The sequence below is a fragment of the Desmonostoc vinosum genome, from assembly GCF_059505385.1.
Genome location: NZ_JCACKM010000087.1, coordinates 1 through 24079 on the forward strand (window position 1 = coordinate 1; position 24079 = coordinate 24079).

Consider the following 24079-nt stretch of genomic DNA (forward strand, 5'->3'; position numbering starts at 1 on the left):
AATCTAAATCGGGTTCAATGCCAAGCGATCGCAGTTGTGCTACCAAACGTTCAGCGCGTTGCTTTTCTTGTTCGGCGCGTTGCTTTTCTTGTTCAACAGGAGTCAACACCCAGTTACCCGCCCCATCATACCAACGTAACCAAGTATGTTCTATATCTTGATAGCGCCCTTGCCACACACCCAAACCTAATTCTAATTCTGGTATCCAAAAGCGTTCATCTTCTAACTCTACTGCTCTGTAACGACCCCCATCTAACTTGAACATCTGGAAATTCTGACTATAACGGTCAAAGATGGCGTAGTAGGGGATACGCAGTATTTGCTCATATACTTGCCATTTTGTGGGGGGTTGTTCAACTGAGCGTAATGTTTGCCCTAAGTCTTCTTTTTCTGTGCCTGGAGAAAGCAACTCCACCATAATAAAAGGATTTACCCCTTCTTGCCAGACTACGTAGCTTAAACGTAAATCTCGTTGTTCATACAAACGCTCGCCACCGACGACTGCAAACCAATCTGGTCTTTTGTACCAGAGTGTGTGTCGCACATCGTAATACAGATTGAGGTCGCTGGCAACAAATATTTGCTCGCTGGGGTAGTTTGGTGGGCGAAAGGTTTCGTCTAGTAAACGCGGCTGTAATAAATGAAACTCATCCGGCAAACCTGGTTCCTCTGGATCTTCACTAGGAAGATCATACATGGTTGGTAATACTTCTTTTGCCGATAGCGGCGGATCGCTTTGATACATTATGAAGCAGTCCTGACGAGACTCTCAACTCTATTATGGAATGTAGGCTTGAGTGAACTACCCCACCCTAGCTTAGCTTGAGGGTGGGGCTTCTGTACTCACAGGCGAGTGCCGTAACTTGGACTTTCGCCCTAGTTTTGGTCTTACCTCCCCTCCGACAGCAGAGACGGCTGAACCATCCGCCTTTAGCCCTTCGGCTACTCTCAGGGCAAGCATTCTGATACCTTCTGCTCTAATATTTATCGCAGCGTTTCCATCTCGGTCGTGGTAAGTGTTGCAGTGGGGACAAGTCCACTCACGGACATCCAGGGGCATCTCACCCATTTGATAGAAACAATTAGAGCAGAGCTTGGAACTGGGAAACCACCTATCAATTTCAATCAACTTTGCGCCTTTGCGTTCTAGCTTATAAGACAAGAAGTTGATAAATGTTCCCCAACCTACATCAGATATTGCTTTAGCCAAATTATGATTACGATAGCGAAGCGTTAGCGAGTCTTCGAGCGTCACCATGCCTAGAAGGTGAAGGTTTTCTACTATGACAGCTTGGCTATCGCTGACCAACTTATAACTAAGTTTATGTAGAAAATCTTGCCGCGAATTGCTAACCCGTTCGTATACTTTGGCAACAACTTTTCTATATCTATTCCTTGACTTACTCCCTTTTTGTTTGCGTGCTAATTTCTGTTGTTTACGCTTGAGGTTCTTTTGGTGCTTGGCAAGGTGCTTAGGATTGTCGTATTTAGAAACTTTTTCACCGTCAGTAACAACAGCAAAGTGTTTCAATCCTAAATCAATGCCATAAATCTTACCTTCTGTATTTGTTGGATTGTCTGCTTTTACTTCAGTCAGAATAGATGCAAAATATTTACCTGACGGCGTTTTGCTGACGGTGACAGTCTTGATTTTCCCTTCAATCGGTCTATGTATTTTGGCTTTGACTACTCCGATATTACCTGGAAGTTTGACATTGCCATCCACAATCTTGACGTTTTGAGGATATTGAATTGACTGTTTACCGTGCTTAGATTTGAATTTAGGAAACCTTGCCCTACCATCGAAAAAGTTCTTATAAGCTGTGGTCAAGTTAAGCGTCGTAGCTTGTAAAATTTGGCTATAACAATTAGCTAACCATTCTGTATCTTTTTCTTTTTTGAGCTTGGGTAATAGTCCATTGAGCGCTATCTGAGCAAGTCCTTTACCTGTTTGTTTATAAGTTTCAATTGATTTATTCAAAGCATAATTCCACCACCAACGAGAACATCCAAATGTCTGCGCTAATAGTATTTCTTGCTCTTTCGATGGGTATAAACGAACTTGTACGGCTTTATGTAGCACTCAATATCACCTCCAAGTTTTGATATCTTACTACTATCTACACTTACCAGTAAAGTAAATTAGGAAAAATATTTGGAAATTCGTCATATATCTAGAATCTGTTTTTACTTGCGTAAAAAAACAATTCTAGATGCAATCCTCATTTCCCGCTCCCTATCCCCACCCTAGCAAAGCTAGAGGGTGGGGACTTCCGCGTCAAGTTAAATGTTGTTAGGATTAAGAAATCCAGCATTTCTGGGGGGTCAATATGAGTTTGTTCCTTGTTGCTGTGATTGATGGTGCAAAAGCGCGTTTTTTCACATTAGAACCACAAGAATTTCCTGAGTATGAGTCTGGCCCTAATTTAATTGAACATCAAGCTTTATCGAATTCTGTCAAAGAGCTTCCAGGTCAGGAACTTTGGGCAAGTACTAAAACTGGACGCAATCGAGGCGCAGGTGATCAAGCCCACAGCTATGATGATCATCGTGAAAAACACATGATTGAATTTGAACGCCGTTTTGCTCAAACAATAGCTGCTCACATTGTTAACTTAATTCAAGTTCATCACTCTCAGCAGTTGCTGATGATTGCCGAACCTCAAATATTAAGTTTGATGCGAGAAGCCTTGATAATTGTGCTACCCAAAAATCTTAAATTTAGCGAGTTAACCAAAAATCTTTGTCATCTCAAACCTCATGAACTCCATGAGTATGTTGCTAGTAAAAAACTTTTACCAGCTTACAAGAGAGTCTCTGGTTAGGGAATTGGGAATTATGTTAGCGTAAAGCCTACGGCATAGCTTCGCTTAGAGCGAGGAACGAGCGTTCGTGGTAGCGTCATTGCGAATTACGAATTAGTAATTATTTAGTCACAATTGCGGGAAACTGAAAACAGGTCTATTAGGAAGGAGAACCTAATGAGCTGGACTAAAGTTCTTGCAGCTGATGCACTTTCCCCAGGTGCGCGACAAGTGGTGAAAGTTGGCAAGCGGAATATCTTGCTTTTGAACCACGAAAATCAGCTTTATGCTGTGGATAATGTTTGTCCTCACTTAAAGTTGCCTCTTAAGGGTGGCAAAATCACAGAAGATGGAGCAATTGTTTGCCCTACACATCGTAGTGCTTTTGACTTGCGTACTGGCGAAGTACAAGCCTGGTGTCCTTGGCCGCCTGGCGTCGGAAAGGTACTTTCGTTAATTTCGCAACCCAAGACACTGCCCGTGTTTCCTACCCGTATAGAAGAAGGTAGCATTTGGATTGATTTACAGGAAGAATAATCACCTGTGAAGCAATGTCTTGCGATCGCCAGAGTGGTTGGGTGAGTGTAAAAATTGTACTGGCCATACTACTGTGGCGATCGCCTTCTGAGATTAATGATTTTGCCGTCAAGCTTTTTAGTGTGTACAGTTGATAGAGTAGTACTCGGCTGTTTGCAGATACTCACAAAAATGATGTTATGTGTGCAAAATTTAAAGCTGTTAGAACTGCAATATCAGGTTACGCGACTAAAATTTAAGATTCCCACTCAAGACTATGGAGCAAAGCCAGCAAAAACAGCGCCACGCTGCCGCCAATGAGTTTTTACAATCTCTCGATCAATTAGAGGATATTTTACAAGAACATCCTACTGAAATCGAGGGAACACCACACTTACACACCGCTGGTACTACTGATGCGGAATTAGTAGAAAATTTGACAGAGATTGATCTGGCAGCTTTTGAAGATGCTGTTGCAGATATTGAGCAATATCTAGAAGAGAAAGCAAATTAGAGGGAATAGGTTATCTGTGAGGATTTAAACCCCAACCAAAAGAAAATATGGGCGGGTTTATTAGTATTCTCGTTAATTGCCAAGGTTGTTTGTAAATCCGCCCCTACAAGGTTTACCGTTAAGAGTCTCTGTTGGACATCACCGCGTCACCGCATCCTCTCTTATTTGCCGCTGAGCTTCATACAACATCAAAGCAGCTGCGATCGCCACGTTCAAAGATTCTACACCAGGACTGAGGGGAATTTTGACTTGCTCGTCCGCGATCGCAGCTAAATCTGCTGACAAACCCGCACCTTCGTTTCCTAGTAAAATCAAACTTGGTTTTCGCCAGTCGACTTCCCAATAAGTTGAAGTCGCACTAGGCATGGTTGCTACCACTTGCATACCGAAATGTTGACTTTGTTTGACTGTAGCTTTTAAATTTTCACTCACCGAGGTAGCTAAGCGAAACCACTGACCTGCACTCGCTCGTAAAACTTTCGGATTGTCTAAATCTACGCTGTCTGCACTCACCCACAATCCAGATGCACCAGCGGCGGCGGCGGTGCGAATCATTGTCCCTAAGTTGCCTGGGTCTTGTACGGTTTCCAAAGCTAGAACTAAACCAGTAAACGGTACTTGGCTTTGATGCTCGTCTCGTTTTGCTGTGGCAACAACACCGTCTGGTTGTATTGTAGTGGCGATCGCTTCTAAAACTTCTTCGCTGACAATTTCAACGCGATCGCATCGACTACAAGCTGCTTGCCACAATAACGGATGAGCTGTTTGCCATTCTGGGGTACAACATACCACTGCTAGCGGGTAATTTACTGCACAAGCTTCCTCTAGCAGGTGCGTCCCTTCCAACAAAAATAACTGCTGCTTGTGCCGCTCTTTTGTGGAGTGCAGTTTGCGGATTTGCTTTACTAAAGGATTCTGTAAACTAGTCAACATATTCAACAGGGAACAGGCAAGAGGGAACGGGCAACAGGGCGTAATCAAAAGGGGATTTAAATAATTCGTAATTCGTAATTCGTAATGACGCTCGAGGACTCGCTACCGCTGCGCTAACGTAATTAGATTTTGTAATGGGGATTTGACCCCAACACAAAACTTGCCGTTTATTGAACCGGGGGACTTAAACCCACGGAACTTGTTAAGCGTTCCCTGTTCCCTTTTATATAGCTATGCGGAACCCGGGACTTGAACCCGGAAGCCTTGCGGCACTAGAACCTGAATCTAGCGCGTCTGCCAATTCCGCCAGTTCCGCTGGCATCTTAATTGAACAACAGTCTTTTATTATTGCTGAAATATTTACATTTGTCAAGGTTTATTTGGAATAAAAGTCTGGCGATCGCCTCCATAATCCATAAAAAAATTGGGAATTATTAATACTGGTTAGATTTTGGTCTGCCAATTACTGAGTCTCTAATAGCTAAGGTATGTTACCTTGCTTTCACTGAGTATTGAATTTTATCTAATGGTAATGCTTTACTTTCATCATTTATGAAAATTGGCTAATGCCTAAAAAGCATTCATATACTTAGTTTCAGGCTTCAGGTTCCGCCGAAAAAACATTGAGTAACTCAAGATGTAGTTGCAAAATTGTGGACAAACTGAATCTTTACTGTAGAATCAAAACCAACTTTAAACCTTGACAATACGTAATTTTTTTGGAGGTAGGCTTATTAATTCTTCTAGCGGCTTACCAGATGCCAAATTTTCCCCTCAAGCAGACTCCTCAGTCTTGCAGGTTTGGGGTGGGCATCCTTTGCGAGGTCATGTAAAAATTAGCGGGGCCAAAAACTCAGCACTCGTAATCATGGCTGGAGCCTTGCTGTGTTCGGGAGATTGTCACATCCGCAACGTTCCCTTATTAGCGGACGTAGAGCGGATGGGTCAAGTTTTATCAGCCTTGGGTGTGCGCGTGAAACGGCAAGGCGATATTTTGGATATCAATGCTAGCGAAATTACCACCTCCAAAGCTCCCTACGAACTAGTTACCCAATTGCGGGCCAGTTTCTTTGCCATCGGCCCAATACTGGCAAGACTAGGAGTAGCACAAATGCCACTACCAGGCGGTTGTGCCATTGGTGCTAGACCAGTTGATTTGCATGTCCGAGGACTGCAAGCGATGGGGGCTGAGGTACAGATTGAGCATGGTATTTGTAATGCTTATGTTCCGGGTAGCGTCGGCAGATTAAAAGGAGCCAAGATTTACTTGGACACTCCTAGTGTGGGAGCCACAGAAACTTTGATGATGGCAGCTACTTTAGCAGATGGCGAAACAATCATCGAAAACGCCGCACGCGAACCTGAAGTAGTGGATTTAGCTAATTTCTGTAACACGATGGGAGCTAAAATTCAGGGTGCAGGCACAAGTACGATTACCGTCGTCGGTGTCCCCAAATTGCATTCTATCGAATACAGCATTATTCCCGATCGCATTGAAACAGGAACATTTTTGGTGGCGGGAGCCATCACGCGCTCAGAACTGATACTATCACCAGTGCTGCCGGATCATTTAATCCCAGTGCTAGCCAAGCTACGGGAAATTGGCGTGCCAATCATCGAAGAAGCGCCCGACTGTTTACGCATCTTGCCAGCAGAAACCCTCAGGGCTACGGATATTGAAACCTTGCCCCATCCAGGTTTCCCCACGGACATGCAAGCACCATTTATGGCTTTGCTGTCATTGGCGGAAGGCGACAGTCTAATTAACGAATCTGTCTTTGAAAATCGCTTGCGTCACGCCTCCGAGCTAAATCGCTTGGGTGCAGACATCCGCGTTAAAGGCAATGCTGCCTTTGTTCGGGGTGTCCCCATGTTATCGGGCGCACCAGTATTGGGTACGGATTTACGGGCATCAGCAGCACTAGTTTTAGCAGGACTCGCAGCCGAAGGACAAACCACGATTCAGGGATTACACCACCTTGATCGCGGCTATGATCGATTTGATGCGAAGTTGCAGCAGTTGGGAGCTAGAATCCTGCGCGTGGGAGATGTACCAGCAGATGCGGAAGTTGCTTCCAATAACAGCACCCCCTCAGCATCGATTTCAACCTAGTAGTTAGGTGGGCGTTGCCCACCCTACTTAATCGTTATACTAATTGTGAGAGGTTGTTGATCTGAGCATCCTAATACTATGAGTCGCATTTTTTATCGAAAAAAGCAAAAGTTTTAAACCTTGCCCACAACGCCAAAAATCCTTAATTTACCCTGTTCCCTTTCATAGCTTGCTGCATCATGTCCTTCCTCAAAACCCCCCTGATTGGTTTAAAAGCAGATTCGTTTCGTCATCCCCTAGACTTGGAAGCTACTAAAACTCTCAAGCAAATACCAGGCATAGATATGATGGTACGGAATGTGCTTGGGCCAATGGCAGAGCAGGTTTTCTACGTGGAAAATATTGCCTCTAGTATTCTGGTAGGCGAAAAACAACTGCCAGATTTACACAAGCTTTTGTTAGAAGCTTGCACAACTTTGGATATAGAGCCTCCCCAGTTGTATGTGCGGCAACATCCAGCACCCAACGCCTACACTTTCGCCATGCGGGGGAAGCAGCCGTTTATTGTGGTACACACATCCTTAATTGATATCCTCACACCAGAGGAAATTCAAGCAGTGATTGCCCATGAATTAGGTCATCTCAAGTGTGACCATAGCGTTTATTTAACTCCCGTAAATTTGTTGATACTAGCTGCAACAATTGTGCCTAGTGTGGGAGCGTTTATCGCCCAAGCAATCCAGACACAACTTTTAGAATGGGTACGCTGTGCTGAGTTTACCTGCGATCGCGCCGCATTACTAGCAACCCAAAACCCCAAAGTTGTGATGTCCGTATTAATGAAACTAGCTGGTGGTTCCCCTACTCTGGCACCACAACTGAATCTTGATGCCTTTGTTGCCCAAGCCCGCGCCTACGATGATATTAGCAAGACCGATTTAGGTGAAATGGTCAAAGCCGCTCGTACAGCTCAATTAACCCATCCAGTTCCAGTACTGCGAGCCAGAGAAATCGACCGTTGGGCAAGCAGCACAGAATATCAATCCTTATTGCAAGGTCAAGGACTCAAGTTTACCAATGAAGATGCACCCAAAGGCGGATGGCGAAACTGGTAAGGCATCAAGTAAAAATAAGTAGTGCGAGCATCTTGCTCGCGCGGGCAAGATGCCCGCACTACAAATATTAAAAATTCAAAATTTGTCTTGGAAAGTCTGAGCAGAGGAAATCTCCGCTCAGACTTTTCGTAAAATTTAAAAATAATAACTTTTAGCTGCTAATTGATATTTAACTTTTTTATAATTACAAATTTCTTAGTATAACTAATTATGATAATTGCTAAATTTAAGTAGAAATTTCTGAGTTTGCTATATTCTCAATTCTGAGCGATCGCCATCCGAAAATTGTCAAAGTTGTAACGAAAACAATATGTTGCAGCTGACTTTTCAGATCAAAAAAATAGCCGCTATCATAACTCCATACTGATCACCGTCAAAAAGCTTGTATATTGGCACAGTAAGTAAAAATTAACTACATGCTACACAGAGGAATAAAACATGCTGGAATTGTTGAGTTCAGGTTTGGTGTCGCTCTGGCTAGAAATGGCTGGGGTAAAGCTCCAGCCTTTAGATGCTTTAGATGCATTAGCTTGGCAAAGTAGCCCCAGCCTGGTTATTGCCTCTGATCCCAATCCAACTGGCGCTACCACGGTACAACAGTATCTCAAAGGGCTAGTAACATCGAAACTAGTAGTGCAAAATTTAACCGACAGTCAAGGCATTTGGATGCAATCTGGGCCAATGCTGATGGCAAATCACCAAGGTACAACACCTCTACCTGCTGCCTCTTTAACTAAAATTGCCACTTCCCTCGTTGCTTTGAAAACCTGGGGCCCAGACCATCGATTTGAGACATTGGTAGGTACTACCGGATCAGTGGTTAAGGGTGTTGTGCAAGGCGATTTGGTAATTACTAGCAATGGCGATCCCATGTTTGTTTGGGAAGAGGCGATCGCTTTAGGTAATACTCTCAACAAGATGGGGATCAAGCAGGTAAAGGGAAATTTAGTAATTTCTGGGAATTTTGCGATGAATTTCCAGCGTCATCCCCTGCTAGCAGGTCAATTCCTCAAGCAAGCACTGAATTCTAAAACTTGGACTCGCCCCATAACTCACACATATTCAATCATGCCCAAGGGGACACCCAAACCCCAAATTGCAATTGCAGGTGGGATCAAATTTGCCGCGCAACCCAATCCCCAACAAACCTTGCTAGTACGTCACTATTCTTTACCCTTGCGGCAACTCATCAAAGAGATGAATGTCTTTAGTAATAATGAAATGGCACAGATGCTAGCAGAGTCAGTAGGGGGATCGTCCATAGTGCAAATAAAAGCTGCAAAGCTAGCACAAGTGCCAGAGTCGGAAATCCAATTAATCAATGGTTCTGGATTAGGCCAAGCAAATCGCATTTCTCCAAGAGCTGCTTGTGCGATGTTGATGGCCATTCAACGAGAAGCAACCACATATCAACTAAATATAGCTGACTTGTTTCCAATGTCGGGTTTTGATCATCGAGGAACAATGCACGCTAGACACATTCCTCCCGCCACAGTGATTAAGACGGGTACTCTCAGCGATGTGAGTGCTTTAGCTGGCGTCATGCCCACACGCGATCGCGGTTTAGTTTGGTTTGCGATTATCAATCGTGGTACAAACGTCTGGGGTTTCCGCACTGGACAAGATCAATTACTCCAACGTCTAGTAAAACAGTTGCAAGTACCCGCAACAATCCCTACCACCCTCACTCCTCACTCAGCTATCAACTCTGTACCTTTGCTGGGTGCAACCAATCGTAATGAAATTTTGTATTGATAGGATGTTTGTAAAGCGATTAGAAATCGCGCGCCAGTTGCTTCAACGCTCTTAACCCGCGCAACGCACTGGCTTGGCTACACAAACAAAACCCACGGAGGTGGGTTTGAAAAACATAGTTTTTGGTTAGTCCACGAAGGTGGACTTCGCCTGTGTAGCAGCGAATTCTATTCGCCCAAAACTGAAGTGGGTTTCTATTGATTCTTAAATTGTTCTTTGGGAATAATTTCCGTAACTACTCTAGTGCCAGGATTCCCACCACCACTAACAACCATGTTTTCCGTTTGAATATTACCAACTGCTTTTTCACCAGTAAATGTCAATACTGGGTCAGCTTGTCTATAAACTACATTACCTTGAGCTTCTACTAATTTTTTGTCAAGATACCAAGTTAATATGTTGGATCTCAAAGATTGACGACGTTGCCCGATCCCATTGACGTTACCTGTTAAATAAACTGTTTTTTGGGGGATTTTCATTGTGCCTTGATTAGCAGTTACGGTAACATTTTCGGCACGGTGAAACACTCGTATGGGTGAGTTTGTTGTCACAGTTTCGGCGTTCATATTCCAGTTTATAGAGTTACTAGTTATTTGCATTGGTGGGTCTAGTAAATCTAGTCGGGCATTTTGTTTGACAGTGGCAATTTTTGTTTTTAAGTTAACTTCAGCCGTATTTCCCCTACCACGATCGGTAATTTGATTGTTTTTATAGCGGTCAATTTGTAAGGGGTGATCGCCAATTAATTTTTCTTCTTTAATTTTCCAGATCAAATGCTCGGTTCGCATTTGCAATTGGGGATCAGCAGAGTTGGCTACAACTCCCCCAGAAAATTCTATGCGTTGTTCGCGGGTTTTCACTCGCGCTTCTTGAGCTATTGCTTGCAGTTGCTTGTGGGTGCCGTTTAGCTGGTTGCGAACAATCAGCAAATCTTCTTTGGGACGCCATTCTAATTCATTACCTCGTAACACAATGCCATTAGTTGGGTCTGTGGCGAGGATTTTTCCTTTTAAAAATAGTTGTTTGCCATCTTGTTCAATATCTGCTTGTTCTGCTGTGATTTGGTAAACTACTTTGCCATCTTGGTATAGTTCACCATAAGGACTTTTGGCTTGACCAATTTGTTTTTCTTTGGTGTATTTTGCTGTTTTAGCATTCACTTTCCAAATCGGTCGTCCCACTTCATCAAACTGCTCTAAGGCAACACCAAAGAAAGTCAAGTTACTCTCTTGATCAGATGAACCCGAAGCATTTTTTTGAGAATTTGTGGAAGATTTACTTCCACAAGCAACCAAACTAATTACTAACAACAAAAGCCAAGGTAAACTGTACCAATTTATTTTCGGTTGTAAATAAATTCGAGAGTTAAATAAATAGAAGCGGGGGGAGTTTATTTGACTTCCCCCCTGTTTTTTTGGAGCTTTTTCTTGCATTCTTCCTAACTTGAAAAAGTTATGAGTCTTGAGTGCTAAGTACTAAGTAAAAAATACTAGCATCTAGTACATAACAGCGGAAATAAATCTACTATTCAAAATTAGCGAAAAGCTTATCGTCTAGGCATTTTGAATCTCACCTTGAATTTTTAAGAATCCTGAATTTCTAAGTGTCCATCAGCTTCTCTGGGATCTTCCAAAAAACCCATGCTAGATAATGGTCGATATGGATAGCTTTGACGGGGAGTTTTTTGAATATCTTCTTTGATGGCTTCTAAATCAATGTAGCGATCGCTAACATTAATTAAGCTGTCGCTTGTCATCGAACGCAAACTCACAACCTCTACCCGCACACCCCGATAGCTAACGGAATTCACTGCATATGCTAGATCCCCGTCACCACTAACTAAAACTGCGGTATCATAAGAGTCTACTAAAGCCATCATATCAACAGCAATTTCTACATCTAAATTGGCTTTTTTAGAACCATCCGGTAGCTGTACTAAATCCTTAGCAATCACTCGATAGCCATTGCGACGCATCCACAACAAAAAACCCTGTTGTTTCTCATTTGTTCTGTCTACACCAGTGTAGAAGAAAGCTCGCAATAGCCTTGATCCCCCAGTTAATCGACATAATAACTTTGTGTAATCAATTTCGATTCCTAGTTGTAGCGCAGCATAAAACAAATTTGAGCCATCAATAAATATGGCTACACGACCCCGATTTTCCAAAACTTGTTCTGGCGTAAATATCGAGTCGTTTTCCAAATTATTCAACATTGTTGTCATACCTCAGTTCTTATCCTGTTATTTTTGATACAAATTATCGATTTTTATGTGCTACTTGGAGCGGTTTATGATAAACTTATGGGACTAAGCTGAAGTTAAGCCCCGATAAATTTTTTGAAACAATTAGAAATTGAACAAAATCAAAGTTAGAGTCGTACTAATCGTTTTGCAAGGGTTCTATGCGTTTAAAAATGGGTTGGGGTGTTCCCAGTTGTTGTTTACTGGATAGTACTCCCCACGTCGCATGAATAGCAAAAGGTGCGGTAATTGAACTTTGTATCTGATCGTTAAAATCTATTCCGAAGCCTAGCTGCTGATAAATTTCGCTGCTGATATTCGGAATAATTGGGGATAGGAGATAAGCTGCTAGTCTAACTGATTCTAGAACTGCATATAGCAATTCTTCGGTTGCCTGTTGCTGTCCTTGTTTATATAATGACCAAGGAGCTTGTTCATCAATAAACTTGTTGCTGGCTTGTACAAGCAAAAGGACAGCCTCGCAGGCTTGATTGAAAGCTAGCGCCTCATAGGCTTGTTTTACCTGCTCCCCCAGACATAAGCCAATTGCTTTAAGAGGGTTATCTTGGGAAATTACCTCATAGGCAATTGATGGTACACTACCCACACAGTATTTCTTCACCATGTTCAGAGTTCGATTGAGCAAATTGCCTAAATCATTCGCCAAATCTGCATTCAGAACATTAATGAACCTAACTTCATTAAAATCTCCATCCTTGCCAAATTCGATTTCCTTAAGGAAGTAATAACGAACGGCGTCACTACCGTAGCGTTGGACGAGTGCTACGGGATCAAGAGTATTACCCAGAGTTTTCCCCATTTTCTGACCATTTTTGGTCAAAAAGCCATGCCCAAATACTTTCTCTGGCAAGGGTAAACCAGCTGACAATAGCATCGCTGGCCAGTAAACTGCATGGAAGCGTAGAATATCTTTACCAATGAGGTGCAGGTTAATCGGCCACCATGTAGTTAGGGCATTTGCTAAAGTAGGCTCTGCATCTGGTTCTAGCAATGCTGTGACATAACCTAGCAAGGCATCAAACCAGACATAGAGAGTATGTTTTGGATCTCTAGGAACAGGAAAACCCCAATCGACATTGACTCGCGAAATAGAAAAGTCTTGTAAACCCTGATTGACAAAGTTTAGGACTTCATTTCGCCGACTCTCTGGTTGAATGAAATCTGGTTGAGATTGATAAAGCTCTTGCAGTTGGGTTTGGTATTTGGATAAACGGAAAAAATAGTTCTGCTCGTCTCGCCACTCGACTTGTTTATTCGTATGGATGGGACAGTAGTTTCCTTCTAGCAATTCTCTTTCTTCTTTAAATTCTTCACAGGATACGCAATACCAACCTTTTTGTTGTCCCTGGTAGATGTCACCAGCTTGCCACACCCGCTCGAAGAATTCTCTGACGATCGCTTCATGACGCGGTGCAGTCGTCCGACTAAAGCGATCATATTTAATATTGAGCAACTGCCATAGGCTCACAAAGCTAGGCACAATTTCATCACAGAAATCTTGTGGTGCTTTCCCTAAACTCTCGGCTGAACGCTGAATTTTTTGCCCATGCTCGTCTGTACCAGTAATCAGCAGTACATTATGTCCCAACAGTCTCTGAAAACGCGCCACAACATCTGCGGCTAGTGTTGTATAAGCACTGCCTATATGAGGGACATCGTTTACATAATATAGGGGTGTTGTCAGTGCAAATGTCTTTTTTGTTTGATTCACTAGATTCATCGACAATAAAAAACAAATTATTAAAACGTTTTTTAATTTACTTATGTTGGAAAAACCACGTAATTATATAACATTACTCCTATTTTTTCAAACAGCATCTTAATATTAGCAAATTTCTATGGTAAAGGATTTTTTCGTGATATGTATAAAACCAGCTATTTTATGCATAAAAAACGAAAACTAGTGAATAATAATTCCTTTGAAGGCTTTTTATAGCACATCTTCTAATGGCAAATACATCATCCATAAGTCGGAAAATATCAGCTTTGGTGTTACCGAATAATGTTGATAGTAGCTTGCCAAGGTGCTTAATGGAACTATAATTTCCTCCTCTTTTAATTTTGAATTGCTTGATCTGCTCTATGGTTTAGACATTTCTATCTTAAGACGGTCGTAGTATTGGTAAAGAAATGTAAAAATTAAGTCAAGATAAGCTACGTTATTTTCCTAAAAATATATTTAATTAGGTATGAGTCTAAATAGCTCTTTAGAGATTTCTCACTGGTTTTTAGCGGGACTCTCAACACAAATGTTTCGCTATTATGAGGATCGTATTCCTCGGGATGCGAGCGTTTTGGTAGTCAGCAATCATCGCAGCTTTATGGACGCCTTAATTTTAATGGAGGCGCTATCAAGCCCGATTCGGTTTGCTTGCCATCACTACATGGGACAAGTACCAATCATGCGAGAGATTGTCACAGGTCAATTAGGGTGTTTTCCCTTGGAGGAAACCCAAAATCGCCAGCAAAGCTTTTTCATGCAATCTCAGCGACTATTGCAGTCGAAGCAGATGGTAGGAGTATTTCCTGAAGGAACTGAACCGATGGTAAAATTTACTCAGCCAAATTGCTTAGGCGAGTTTCAGCGAGGATTTGCTCACCTAGCATTGCGAGCTAATGTGAAGGATTTAGCAGTTTTGCCGATCGCGATCGCCTCTTTAGAAGAAATGAACACACCTGGTTTTCCATTACGAATTTTGAGTTTATTTGACCCGTCAGAACCTTTATTTAATCAATCTGGTTGGCATCCCCTAGTAATTTATCGTCGGGTTGCCGTATTAATCGGCAATCCCTACTGGATTACGCCCCAACATCAAAAACAATATCATGGTAAACAAGCCAAAATTGTTGTAACTGAACTAATGGAACATTGTCACAATGAAATTAGTAATTTATTGCATCAAGGCTGTTACTAAAAGCTTTTGACATGAAATCAAAGCCCGCTTTGGCTGAGTTTTTGTCTTGAAAGATTTGATTGCTGTATTGCTTGATTTCAAGTCAACAATCGTTGGCAATTTTAGCTATTTTTAACGTGGTTATCACTACTCACGTTATGATTCTATCAGATATTTCCTTGCTTGTTGCGCTTTCATCCTCGTGTGATCTAAAACGTAAAAGTATGGGATTTACATTCAGGAAAGTTTATAACATCAATAAGAAAATTTAAATTTTACAATGCCAGAAGTTGAGCTAAACCCGTGTTTCCTTACTCCTAAACGAGTACAACCAGAGTATCCGCTGTTTGTATATTTGCCAGGAATGGATGGAACAGGTCAACTATTGCGATCGCAAACTGCTGGACTAGAAGTTGGCTTTGATGTCCGCTGTTTAGCAATACCACGCAAAGACCTCACCTCCTGGAACGTGCTAACAAAAAATGTTTTAGATTTAATTCATACCGAATTAGAAAAAAGTTCTCAAAGAACAATTTATTTATGTGGTGAGTCCTTTGGGGCTTGCTTGGCGATGAAAGTGGCAACTCAAGCGCCGCAATTATTTCAACGAATTATCCTCATTAACCCAGCTTCGGCTTTTCATCTGCGTCCTTGGTTAAATTGGGCATCTCTATTAACTTATTTGGTACCAGAATGCTTATATGATGTCTCAGCCTTGGGATTATTGCCATTCATTGCATCTTTACCACGCATCTCTAGAAGCGATCGCCATGAACTATTAAAAACCATGCGTTCTGTACCAGCTGCCACTGTTCTCTGGCGATTGGCTTTGTTAAGAGAGTTTGATGTGACTGAACAACAGTTGCGTCGCTTGACTCAACCAGTTTTGCTGATTGCTGGTGGTAGCGATCGGCTTTTACCCTCCATAACCGAAGTCCAGCGGATAGCAAACATTCTACCCAATGCCCAGGTAGTGATATTGCCCCACAGCGGACACGCCTGCTTACTAGAGAAAGATATTTATCTCTATAAAATTCTCAAAGCCAACAAGTTCTTAGATAGTAGCGTGGCGATCGCTCAAAGTTTAGAGATAAAAGGTTAGGCGCGTTGGTTTTAAGAACAGTCCAGGTAGGGGCAGGTTTAAGAAAAAAGGTAAAGGTTAAAAACCCGGCTTGGGCTACGCTCTAAGCGAAGCTATACCGTAGGCTTTACGCCCCGTGGTGAAGTTTTCCCCATTCCCCTATTTGTCTTTCAATCTAATATCAATAACAGAAGCATTAAAGTTGTAATTAAAGCCTTCCAACTCAAAAGGCATTCCAATTTTCACTTTATTGTTACCCAAAACAGGGCCATTTGCCGTCACTTGAGCTTTACCATCTAGAGTTAAAATCATATCTGTACTAAAATTATTAGTTTTTGGATCTGGCAACTCTTTAACAGTACCATCGGGTTGAAAAACGTTTACTTTTCTGGGTAGCGTTTGAATAGATTTAATTTCAATCTGTCCGTATGGTTGACCGCGGACAATCACATTAGTTTTTTGGCCTTTCTTTAATTCATTGTTTAATAATTTTTCCGGATCGCGGACATTCAAACCACGAACAACTAAATCTACCTCCATTGGTACTGTTTTTACCCCAATTTGGGCGACTGAACCGGAAGTTCCAGGGAAGACAAAGATGCCAAATATAACTAGCAAAATTACCAGTCCAGCACCTAAATCGAGGAGGTTGATTTTACCGAACAAGCGACCTTTGGAATCTAAAATAGCCATAAAAAATTTTCCTAAATACGAGCTAAGTAGTTAATTTTAACCACGAAGTTGACCAAAATCAGCAGTGAGCAGCACTTCGACTTCTCTTGTCAAAGACGCTACGCGTAGCAATATCCCTCTCCAAAGGAGAAGGGTACACTCAGTCAGCGGGGCAGGGGAAGAAATAAAAGCGGCTGGGGTTGTAGTCATGCGACAGTCTATCACGAGTTTGGAAGTTCCGAGCAGGTAGTTCATACCCTATTGTTGAAGAAGGCACGGAGACGTTCTGACGCAAAGACGCGGGGAGACCCCATAGAAGACAGCTAGGGGATTCAAGTAAGGAATCGATTTTTTGTCTCCACGACTAAAGTCGGGGGCTTGTGATCAGTGCTTCGATCTTAAGAAGGGTCGCGCTCCGCGTCTCCCCTTCCCCCTGTCTCCGCGTCTTCTTGGTCATGATCAAGCCTGCAATGGGCGTGGGTGTAGGGGCAAAAAAATGTGTTTTCATCCGGTATGTTTAACCCAAAAGCAGGGTTGAGAACTGCAACTAAGTTAGCCTGTGGACTGGATAGTGCCGACACTACCAGAATGAAGCAGGAAATAAACGAAGCCCAGAGTAGATATTTCCAGCAATGGGTAACTTTGGGTAGGCTTTATGTAACGGAAAAGATTTCTACTACACCTTACCCCTGTTCCCTACTGTAATTATTTGAGGAAGAGAAATGTTGTTTTAGCACGTCTAAACGCGAACAATTCCAGTAATCAATGTGAGAGATAATTAAATTCTCTGAGTTGAGACCTAATTCACTCCAGCCGGGGATAGAGATACGTGGTTTCCAAGGCACGGGAGTATTCCAACTAAGTGTCCACTCTGTTTTAATTGTGTCTTGCAAGCGTTGAATGTTGTGTAAATCCATCTTGGGTTCGATAAACCAAGTCTGGATAAAACCAATCATTTGTTTATAGCGTTCAACGCCACGAAACTTATTTAATGGGTCTTGAAAATAGACATCTGGAGCGTAGATACTATAAGTTTGGTTGATAGGAAATCTTTGATAGTCCTCTTTGAGGATTTTAATGATATCCATATTAAAAAAATTCAAAACAACTAATGAAAATCTCTTGCTATTTCCAATTACGAATTACGAATTACGAATTACGACTCATTCCATAAGCGTTTTAACTGACGCTGCCAAGCAGCTAGTACTTGTTCCCGTGCTTCTGTTGTTTGGTCAATTTCACCCATTAACCCCTCTGCATAAAACCGTTCTAGATTTTGCATGGTAGCTTGTAGGGATTGTCCTTGCTGTTTTGCTGCTTGAATAATCTGTCGAATACGGCTTTCAATTAGTTTATTAAAAACTTCATCTAACCCAGCTTCATGCAGAGAGATTAATCGATTGATCGCACTAGAAAAATCTTCCGGCGTTAAGGTAGTACTGTTATGTTGAAATACTCCCCAAATTACTCCTTCATACAAAGCGTAGCGTACCTCTTGAGTGTCATCAAAGTTGGCTTCTAGGAACTCTGGTAAATATGATTGGGCTTCTTGTATTGGCACAATCGGCAGTAAAATACGTAACCAGCTATTATCTTCGGAAAGCAGCACTAACAACCGAAAAGTCGGAGTGTCCACTTGCCACGCTTCAGGAGCGATCGCTTGTACTGTTGTACCAAATAGTTCTGTCAGTGTTGCTGTGATTTCTGCATGTGTCATAGTCTTTTGGCAGTTCTAGCCTCTAGCGTACAGCTTTTGGTTCACAGTTGCATACTGAGATGATGACTGGCGATCGCATATCCGCTATATTTGTCAAGGTTACGGCTAGGTGCGATCGTCAAATAAACTTGCGCTGATCCGTTTCTAAAAGTCCAAAATTTTAGAATTAGTAATTTGGTTTATCTCAGTACAAAATTTACCAAAAAAATCTGAACTATTTGCCTATAGGGGTTTTGTCAGTGATATTAATAATAGTGGTCAGATGGTAGGTGGTCGGATAGACTTAAATGGACAATATCATCCTCTTTTAGGTAATCAAAATACGGTTACTGATTTAGGCTCCTTTAACGGTATCACTAATTTCAACAGGGCACAGGCAATTAACGATTTAGGTCAGGTAGTTGGTGTTGCAATCACTACCAACTCGTTAGGTGAAGAGCAATATTTAGGTTGGTTGTGGAAAGACGGGATCAAAACAGGTTTGAATTCTCCTAAAAACCCATCTTTTTCCCCTTCAGAAATTAACAATCTCGGTCAAATTGTTGGTACTTCTTTTGCTCTTATTAAATCCCCTATTTATGAGTATCATGCTGTTGTATTAACTTCAGATCAAGTAATCGAACTCCCTGCACTTAATGAGTCATTGGAGAGTGCTGGTAGTGATATTAATAACAAAGGTCAGGTGGTTGGATTTTCAGATGATAAAGCTGTATTGTGGTCTGATGGTGAGGTATTGGGTTTAGGAATTCTTGGTGAGAATCAAAATACTTATAGTATAGCTACAGCTATTAATGACTTAGGTCAAGTCGTTGGTTACTCAAGTATTTCTGAAAATTCTCTTCTAACTGGAGGGCGCCATGCTTTTTTGTGGGATGGTCAATTAAAAGATCTGAATAATTTAATAGTTAATAATTCGGGTTGGGAACTAGAGGATGCAGCAGATATAAATAATAAAGGGCAAATTGTGGGTATGGGGATATTAAATGGTCAATATCATGCCTATCTCCTCACACCTCTATCGGATTCTGAACCTGTTCCCGAACCGCTGACTATCATGGGTTCATTGACAGCTGCTGGCATTGGTATAGCTTTGCGTTACAAACAAAAGCAGCAACAAAAAGATGCCATTAAAGATTAAGTTAATCGCCTAGTTTTAACTATGGGGTAATACTCGCACTACTGAAATTAATTCACTGCTGACTGAGCTTCTTGATAAACTATTTCCTGAAATTGAATCAAATCTTTTTGAGGATCAGCGTGGCTAACTTTCACTAATAGCTGTTCACCTAATCCGATAGAACGTCTAAAAGACATGGGCAACTGTAAGCCCAAATCTTCTAAAAGAATGAGCGCCAAGTTGCTATCTTCTCGTAACCACATCAATACTGTGACGTGCCAAACTTGTTCTGGATGACGACGCAGATACTCTAATGCCCAATATCTGTTGGTTTGCCGTTCTACCATGATTACCTCTTGGGTAATGGTGCTGACAGTCATCATCACTTCTTTGAGTTGTTCTGCGGAAAATGGCAGAACTTCACCGCGCAAATGAGCTTTCAGTTGAAAGTGAGTCAGCAAGTCGCTGTAACGGCGGATGGGCGAAGTTGCTTGAGTATAAGTATTTAAACCTAAACCAGCATGACGCAAAGGTGTGATGCTCATCTCACTCTTGGGCATACAACGCCGCATGGCACAGGCACGAACGAATCCGGCTGGTAGCTGGAGTAGTTCTTCATCTGGAGGTAATTCTGGCTGCGGTTGACCGCGAAAAGGCAGGGGTATGTTGTGTGTCTGACCGTAGCGAGCTGCGACTTCACCAGCTAAAATCATCATTTCTGCTACTAGCTGCCGCGAAGGTGAGTCATCTAAAATATCGATGTTAATCTCGTCACCTTTGACTTTGATCGTGGCTTCGGGCATGTTGATGCTGATTGCTCCTTGAGCATATCGCCAAGTTTTGCGCCGCTGTGCCCAGGTGGCGATCGCTTCTATTTCTGGTTCGGCTTGCACACCTAATTCCAGCATTTCATCGACATCTTCGTAGGTGAGGCGGTATGTCGGTTTGATAAAGCTGGGATGAATGCTATAGTCTTCTACTGCTCCGGTGGAATTTAAGACTATCCCAAAACTGAGAGCGCAACAAATTTGTCCCTGTACCAAACTCATTGGCCCAGTTGCTAATACTTCAGGGAACATAGGTACCATCCCTGTAGGTAAGTAAACTGTACTCCCCCGTTTTCTCGCTTCTAAGTCAAGTTCATCTTCTGGAACTAACCAACGGGTAGGATCGGCAATATGCACCCACAATTGTTCTCGTCCATCGGCAAGTAATTCCCAGCTCAGGCCATCATCAATTTCTGTGGTACTTTCATCATCAATTGTGTAGACCTTGAGATAAGACAAATCTAGGCGATTTGTATCTAAGTCAGTCGGTGGAAAATCCAAACGCTGCTGCGCCACTTCTAATACCTTGTTTGGGAACTGAATCGGAATTGATGAACGACGCAGGAACAAGTTTTCATGAGGACTCCACCAACCCAAGTCTACTAAAAGCGCAAAGGCTCCTTGGGGAGTTGCGGGGCGTCCTAGCATGGTCATAGTTTCCAAGACTGATGCTGGAGGGGGATAAGCACGAGATAGGGTATCGTAAGTTACTCCCGTCCGCACGGTATCAGCAATTAGTGCTGCATATTTTTCCAATCCTTCTAGACGCTGGCGATCGTGGCGCTGCCATTCTACTGCTTCACCTTTGAGCGCCTGTTCTACGCGAGCTAAAAATTCTTGCTGTCCCTTAGCTTTAAGCGCTTCTACTTCGATTTGGTGCTTACGTTCTGCTACTTGAGCAGCGGTTCGGGTTTCGTATGCTTCTCCTTTTTGCTTGAAATAGAGTTTATCGTCTGATAACAAGCAATGGGCAGCGTAACAATAAGGTGCCTCTGATTCTGAAAACAGCAGATTTGCCATTTGGCTTGGGGTAACTGTTTCCCCATCCTCAACCAATAACTCCCAAGCTACTTCTAAGCTTGATGGATCGAGATAAGGCTGAACTTGTTCCAAAAAAGAGGCAATCTCTGACGGCTTGTAGGTTTGTCCGTTAACCGTGTAAGTGATTTGCCGAGGCGCGAGGCTGTGGGATTGACCACGTTCATCTACCACAAACCAGCGGGTTTTACCGTCTGGACGATCTACCACACCCAGACGGCGATCGCCTTGAACCCTAAATTCAACTAGCGTCCCCTTCTCCACAACTCTCGCACTCTATTATGATAAACAGTTTAAATAGTTTAATCTAAAGTCGAGAGTCTAGGTAAGCTAAAACACATCTAAATTGCATACTTACTTTATTTGGTCGTTACTTGTCATTTGTACTTACAAAGGACAAATAACTAAATGACAGTCTTAACCAAAGAATGTGCAACTTAGACGCACATTAGTTTATTACCTCTTGACTCTTGACCCATAGCTTTTTTAGCCTTCCGCATTGATAAATGGCAACAAAGCCACAATCCGCGCACGTTTAATCGCTAATGTTAAGTCTCGTTGTTGTTGACATGTCAGTCCAGTAATCCGCCGGGGTAATATTTTGCCACGTTCGGTGACAAACTTACGCAACAAATCAACATCTTTGTAATCAATTGGTTCTCCAGGCTTAATCGGAGACAGGCGACGGCGGTAATAGCTCATGGTCGTTTATTTAATTTCCTTGTGAACGGTATGTTTATTGCAGTGGGTGCAGAACTTTTTCAGTTCTAGCCGATTGGTGGTGTTGCGACGGTTCTTCATGGTGGTATAACGCGATACACCTCGAGAACGTTTGTCGGGGTTAGTACGACATTCAGTACATTCTAGTGTCACGATGATGCGGACACCTTTACTCTTAGCCATAATCTTACAAAAAGTAACGCCTGGAGAGAATTAACACAAATGACTATCTTCTCACATTACGCCGTACATTTGCAACTAGTCTCTTGAATTTGATATCCAGGGAATAGCCACGACGCGACGAAACTATAAAAGTTTTAGCATAGCGATCGTGCAAAGCCTGCCGCATCTGGGTATCAGAGAAGGCTGCCCCACAATCGATTGCTAGAGGAAGTACTAGCAGTATAGCAGTGGGATTAGCTCTAATGTTGCCTAGAACAATAGAAACTAGAAGGGCACCCAAGCCAACGATCGCCTCTCGTTTTAAGAGTGCCTGTACTTCTGGAATTCTGCTAACTATTCGCCCATCTTCAACTTCTAGCACTTTTAAATCGAATGCCCAACGTCCTAAACTTTGTCCTTGATTGTTGTAGACTACCAACACCCGCAAAATCAGCCAAGCGATCGCAAAAACCAGGATTTGAGCAAATTGAATGCCGGGATTGCCGCTACCGAGTACAGAACTGATTAACCAAGCAACGAGGAAATCAAGCCCCAAAGCCATACCTCGCCGTCCAAGTTCAGCCTTGGGGTAGTGTTTTTCGCTTACTCGTTCGATAGTCATACTAGCTAGGGGTTAGGGGCTGGAGAGTATCTCATTTGACATACTCCCCCGAATCCACTTCGTTAAATTCGGGGGATTCTAGGCTCAAACAGCAATTGCAGGCATAGCCCGACTGACATCACCCTACGGGTTCAAAATCGCTCTTTGAGGGTTTCCCTCAAGACCGCGTTTTTCACCTAACCTAACAGTCGATGCCCCGACTGCACAAATATTGCGACTAGCGTTCTCATCCCTTCCATTAACTGATTGACAGGACGGGCAACGCCACTCTCTAATGGACAAATCTAAACTTTCTAAAACATGACCGCAACTAGAACAAGTCTTAGTAGATGGATACCACTGATCCACGAATACCACTTGTTTATGTTTCTTCTTGGCAACCCATTCTAGAATTTGTAGAAACTCACCAAAGGCTAAATCTGAAACCTTGCGTCCCCAAAGACGATGCATTCCTTTGAGATTAAGTGTCTCAAAGCACAACACATCAAACCTTGAGGTAAGTTCATGGGCCAGTTTCCAAAACCAATCACGCCTTCGGCTAGCAACGTTTTCATATTTGCGTACCAAATTCTTTCTCGCCCGTTCTTGGCTCATTGAACCTTTTAGCTTCAGTGAATGCTGACGACTTGCTTTTTTTAAGCCATTAAGTGACTGTTTAAAAAACTGGGGTGACTCAATTTTAGATCCGTCTGAGCAGGTGAGAAACGTCTTAAGCCCAAAATCAAACCCCGCTATCTTACTAGTCGTGAATTTGACTTGTGGGTTAATTACATTGTCAACCACCACAACCATAAACAATTCACCCAATGGAGTGCGTTTAATGGTCAGAGTTTTGACTGTTCCCTCTATTTCTCTTGACTTCCAATATTGATAAACCCGATTTCCAATTTTGACCCTATTGCCACCTAAAAACTTATATCCTGCTTGCTTGAGAGTGAACGATTTGTACTTTTTAACTTTCTTGAATCCTGGTGGTCTAACTCCCTTGTTATTGTGTTTAAAAAACAATTGGTATGCTTTTTCAATACGTTGACAAATGTCCTGTACTGCTTGAGAACCTACCGATTGCCAAAATTGGTTTTTCTTCCGCAATTTGGCAATGTGAGCCTGAAGTTTTGCACAATTTAAATGCTTGCCCCACATCCGGTAATACCGCTTATGAAGGGCAATGCAATAGTTATAGATAACCCCAGCAGCGTTAATTGACCGCTTGAGGTGTCTATTTTGTTTGTGTTGATATAGCTTGAACTTCAGTGTTTTCATGTGGTTATGATAC

The 24079-nt window shown here is 42.4% G+C and carries 23 protein-coding genes and 1 tRNA gene; 9 read left to right on the forward strand and 15 right to left on the reverse strand.

Annotation, left to right across the window (positions count from 1 at the left end; translation table 11 throughout):
* Both AC5JMF_RS14715 and AC5JMF_RS14720 read right to left on the reverse strand, forming a co-directional pair.
* Nucleotides 1-745, reverse strand: a 745-nt coding sequence (locus AC5JMF_RS14715) for a Uma2 family endonuclease (RefSeq protein ID WP_495796470.1), incomplete at its 3' end; no start/stop codon positions are given.
* A 72-nt stretch (nt 746-817) separates the two neighbouring features.
* The gene (locus tag AC5JMF_RS14720; RefSeq protein ID WP_495796471.1) at nt 818-2083 is read right to left on the reverse strand and encodes an RNA-guided endonuclease InsQ/TnpB family protein; all 1266 of its coding nucleotides are present in this window, start codon (nt 2081-2083) and stop codon (nt 818-820) included.
* A 247-nt stretch (nt 2084-2330) separates the two neighbouring features.
* Here AC5JMF_RS14720 and AC5JMF_RS14725 point away from each other — a divergent pair, with 247 nt between their 5' ends.
* The 3 genes from AC5JMF_RS14725 to AC5JMF_RS14735 all read left to right on the forward strand — a co-directional run bounded on the left by AC5JMF_RS14725 (nt 2331) and on the right by AC5JMF_RS14735 (nt 3834).
* Nucleotides 2331-2825, forward strand: a complete 495-nt coding sequence (locus AC5JMF_RS14725) for a host attachment protein (RefSeq protein WP_495796472.1) — start codon at nt 2331-2333, stop codon at nt 2823-2825.
* 156 nt (nt 2826-2981) lie between these two features.
* A complete protein-coding gene (locus AC5JMF_RS14730) occupies nt 2982-3341 on the forward strand; it encodes a Rieske (2Fe-2S) protein (RefSeq protein WP_495796473.1) in 360 nt (119 codons plus the stop codon).
* A gap of 256 nt (nt 3342-3597) precedes the next feature.
* Nucleotides 3598-3834, forward strand: a complete 237-nt coding sequence (locus AC5JMF_RS14735) for a hypothetical protein (RefSeq protein WP_495796474.1) — start codon at nt 3598-3600, stop codon at nt 3832-3834.
* A 138-nt stretch (nt 3835-3972) separates the two neighbouring features.
* Here the strand turns inward: AC5JMF_RS14735 and AC5JMF_RS14740 are convergent, their stop codons facing one another.
* Together AC5JMF_RS14740 and AC5JMF_RS14745 are read right to left on the reverse strand one after the other, a co-directional pair.
* Nucleotides 3973-4767, reverse strand: coding sequence for a TrmH family RNA methyltransferase (locus AC5JMF_RS14740; protein ID WP_495796475.1), 795 nt, complete (start codon nt 4765-4767; stop codon nt 3973-3975).
* A gap of 234 nt (nt 4768-5001) precedes the next feature.
* Nucleotides 5002-5083, reverse strand: a tRNA-Leu gene (locus AC5JMF_RS14745).
* 417 nt (nt 5084-5500) lie between these two features.
* Here AC5JMF_RS14745 and murA point away from each other — a divergent pair.
* From murA to AC5JMF_RS14760, 3 genes are all read left to right on the forward strand, one after another.
* Nucleotides 5501-6880, forward strand: coding sequence for a UDP-N-acetylglucosamine 1-carboxyvinyltransferase (murA, locus tag AC5JMF_RS14750; RefSeq protein ID WP_495796495.1), 1380 nt, complete (start codon nt 5501-5503; stop codon nt 6878-6880).
* A gap of 179 nt (nt 6881-7059) precedes the next feature.
* Nucleotides 7060-7935: a M48 family metallopeptidase gene (locus AC5JMF_RS14755; protein WP_495796476.1), complete on the forward strand. Its 876-nt coding sequence runs from the start codon at nt 7060-7062 to the stop codon at nt 7933-7935.
* Between the two features lie 438 nt (nt 7936-8373).
* The gene (locus tag AC5JMF_RS14760) at nt 8374-9690 is read left to right on the forward strand and encodes a D-alanyl-D-alanine carboxypeptidase (protein WP_495796477.1); all 1317 of its coding nucleotides are present in this window, start codon (nt 8374-8376) and stop codon (nt 9688-9690) included.
* A gap of 194 nt (nt 9691-9884) precedes the next feature.
* Here the strand turns inward: AC5JMF_RS14760 and lptC are convergent, their stop codons facing one another.
* The 3 genes from lptC to metG all read right to left on the reverse strand — a co-directional run bounded on the left by lptC (nt 9885) and on the right by metG (nt 13673).
* Nucleotides 9885-11123, reverse strand: a complete 1239-nt coding sequence (gene lptC, locus AC5JMF_RS14765; RefSeq protein ID WP_495796478.1) for an LPS export ABC transporter periplasmic protein LptC — start codon at nt 11121-11123, stop codon at nt 9885-9887.
* A 149-nt stretch (nt 11124-11272) separates the two neighbouring features.
* Nucleotides 11273-11905 (reverse strand): LabA-like NYN domain-containing protein, encoded by a 633-nt coding sequence (locus AC5JMF_RS14770; RefSeq protein ID WP_495796479.1) that lies wholly within the window; start codon nt 11903-11905, stop codon nt 11273-11275.
* A 166-nt stretch (nt 11906-12071) separates the two neighbouring features.
* A complete protein-coding gene (gene metG / locus AC5JMF_RS14775) occupies nt 12072-13673 on the reverse strand; it encodes a methionine--tRNA ligase (RefSeq protein ID WP_495796480.1) in 1602 nt (533 codons plus the stop codon).
* Between the two features lie 469 nt (nt 13674-14142).
* Here metG and AC5JMF_RS14780 point away from each other — a divergent pair, with 469 nt between their 5' ends.
* On the forward strand, nt 14143-14868 hold the full coding sequence (locus tag AC5JMF_RS14780; protein ID WP_495796481.1) for a lysophospholipid acyltransferase family protein: 726 nt from the start codon (nt 14143-14145) through the stop codon (nt 14866-14868).
* A gap of 259 nt (nt 14869-15127) precedes the next feature.
* A complete protein-coding gene (locus tag AC5JMF_RS14785) occupies nt 15128-15949 on the forward strand; it encodes an alpha/beta fold hydrolase (RefSeq protein WP_495796482.1) in 822 nt (273 codons plus the stop codon).
* Between the two features lie 138 nt (nt 15950-16087).
* On the opposite strand, the gene AC5JMF_RS14790 is transcribed toward AC5JMF_RS14785, so the two are convergent.
* From AC5JMF_RS14790 to AC5JMF_RS14800, 3 genes are all read right to left on the reverse strand, one after another.
* Entirely contained in the window at nt 16088-16621 is a 534-nt protein-coding gene (locus tag AC5JMF_RS14790; RefSeq protein WP_495796483.1) for a DUF4330 domain-containing protein, read from the reverse strand.
* Nucleotides 16622-17283: 662 nt separating this feature from the next.
* Nucleotides 17284-17688 carry a C6orf136 family protein gene (locus AC5JMF_RS14795; protein ID WP_495796484.1) on the reverse strand — a complete coding sequence of 135 codons (405 nt, stop codon included), beginning with the start codon at nt 17686-17688 and terminating at the stop codon, nt 17284-17286.
* Between the two features lie 68 nt (nt 17689-17756).
* Entirely contained in the window at nt 17757-18317 is a 561-nt protein-coding gene (locus AC5JMF_RS14800) for a hypothetical protein (RefSeq protein ID WP_495796485.1), read from the reverse strand.
* 262 nt (nt 18318-18579) lie between these two features.
* On the opposite strand from AC5JMF_RS14800, the gene AC5JMF_RS14805 reads away from it, so the two are divergent.
* Nucleotides 18580-19455: a PEP-CTERM sorting domain-containing protein gene (locus tag AC5JMF_RS14805; RefSeq protein ID WP_495796486.1), complete on the forward strand. Its 876-nt coding sequence runs from the start codon at nt 18580-18582 to the stop codon at nt 19453-19455.
* Nucleotides 19456-19502: 47 nt separating this feature from the next.
* Here AC5JMF_RS14805 and AC5JMF_RS14810 read toward each other — a convergent pair whose 3' ends face one another.
* The 5 genes from AC5JMF_RS14810 to AC5JMF_RS14830 form a co-directional block, all read right to left on the reverse strand.
* Complete coding sequence (locus AC5JMF_RS14810) at nt 19503-21563, reverse strand: ribonuclease catalytic domain-containing protein (RefSeq protein ID WP_495796487.1); 2061 nt, start codon at nt 21561-21563, stop codon at nt 19503-19505.
* A 222-nt stretch (nt 21564-21785) separates the two neighbouring features.
* Nucleotides 21786-22001, reverse strand: a complete 216-nt coding sequence (gene rpsR, locus AC5JMF_RS14815) for a 30S ribosomal protein S18 (protein ID WP_017653421.1) — start codon at nt 21999-22001, stop codon at nt 21786-21788.
* Between the two features lie 6 nt (nt 22002-22007).
* Nucleotides 22008-22202, reverse strand: a complete 195-nt coding sequence (gene rpmG / locus AC5JMF_RS14820) for a 50S ribosomal protein L33 (protein WP_495796488.1) — start codon at nt 22200-22202, stop codon at nt 22008-22010.
* Nucleotides 22203-22245: 43 nt separating this feature from the next.
* Nucleotides 22246-22803, reverse strand: coding sequence for an RDD family protein (locus tag AC5JMF_RS14825; RefSeq protein WP_495796489.1), 558 nt, complete (start codon nt 22801-22803; stop codon nt 22246-22248).
* Between the two features lie 123 nt (nt 22804-22926).
* Nucleotides 22927-24066 (reverse strand): RNA-guided endonuclease InsQ/TnpB family protein, encoded by a 1140-nt coding sequence (locus AC5JMF_RS14830; protein ID WP_495796490.1) that lies wholly within the window; start codon nt 24064-24066, stop codon nt 22927-22929.
* Nucleotides 24067-24079 lie beyond the last annotated feature (13 nt).

Excerpts from the sequence above, each read along its gene's own strand:
- AC5JMF_RS14805 (WP_495796486.1), top strand. The coding sequence starts at position 18,580 with ATGGTAGGTGGTCGGATAGACTTAAATGGACAATATCATCCTCTTTTA.
- AC5JMF_RS14755 (WP_495796476.1), top strand. The coding sequence starts at position 7,060 with ATGTCCTTCCTCAAAACCCCCCTGATTGGTTTAAAAGCAGATTCGTTT.
- AC5JMF_RS14730 (WP_495796473.1), top strand. The coding sequence starts at position 2,982 with ATGAGCTGGACTAAAGTTCTTGCAGCTGATGCACTTTCCCCAGGTGCG.
- AC5JMF_RS14770 (WP_495796479.1), bottom strand. The coding sequence starts at position 11,905 with ATGTTGAATAATTTGGAAAACGACTCGATATTTACGCCAGAACAAGTT.
- AC5JMF_RS14830 (WP_495796490.1), bottom strand. The coding sequence starts at position 24,066 with ATGAAAACACTGAAGTTCAAGCTATATCAACACAAACAAAATAGACAC.
- AC5JMF_RS14725 (WP_495796472.1), top strand. The coding sequence starts at position 2,331 with ATGAGTTTGTTCCTTGTTGCTGTGATTGATGGTGCAAAAGCGCGTTTT.
- AC5JMF_RS14760 (WP_495796477.1), top strand. The coding sequence starts at position 8,374 with ATGCTGGAATTGTTGAGTTCAGGTTTGGTGTCGCTCTGGCTAGAAATG.
- AC5JMF_RS14735 (WP_495796474.1), top strand. The coding sequence starts at position 3,598 with ATGGAGCAAAGCCAGCAAAAACAGCGCCACGCTGCCGCCAATGAGTTT.
- AC5JMF_RS14740 (WP_495796475.1), bottom strand. The coding sequence starts at position 4,767 with ATGTTGACTAGTTTACAGAATCCTTTAGTAAAGCAAATCCGCAAACTG.
- metG (WP_495796480.1), bottom strand. The coding sequence starts at position 13,673 with ATGAATCTAGTGAATCAAACAAAAAAGACATTTGCACTGACAACACCC.
- AC5JMF_RS14790 (WP_495796483.1), bottom strand. The coding sequence starts at position 16,621 with ATGGCTATTTTAGATTCCAAAGGTCGCTTGTTCGGTAAAATCAACCTC.
- lptC (WP_495796478.1), bottom strand. The coding sequence starts at position 11,123 with ATGCAAGAAAAAGCTCCAAAAAAACAGGGGGGAAGTCAAATAAACTCC.
- AC5JMF_RS14785 (WP_495796482.1), top strand. The coding sequence starts at position 15,128 with ATGCCAGAAGTTGAGCTAAACCCGTGTTTCCTTACTCCTAAACGAGTA.
- AC5JMF_RS14825 (WP_495796489.1), bottom strand. The coding sequence starts at position 22,803 with ATGACTATCGAACGAGTAAGCGAAAAACACTACCCCAAGGCTGAACTT.
- rpmG (WP_495796488.1), bottom strand. The coding sequence starts at position 22,202 with ATGGCTAAGAGTAAAGGTGTCCGCATCATCGTGACACTAGAATGTACT.
- rpsR (WP_017653421.1), bottom strand. The coding sequence starts at position 22,001 with ATGAGCTATTACCGCCGTCGCCTGTCTCCGATTAAGCCTGGAGAACCA.
- AC5JMF_RS14800 (WP_495796485.1), bottom strand. The coding sequence starts at position 18,317 with ATGACACATGCAGAAATCACAGCAACACTGACAGAACTATTTGGTACA.
- AC5JMF_RS14780 (WP_495796481.1), top strand. The coding sequence starts at position 14,143 with ATGAGTCTAAATAGCTCTTTAGAGATTTCTCACTGGTTTTTAGCGGGA.
- AC5JMF_RS14795 (WP_495796484.1), bottom strand. The coding sequence starts at position 17,688 with ATGGATATCATTAAAATCCTCAAAGAGGACTATCAAAGATTTCCTATC.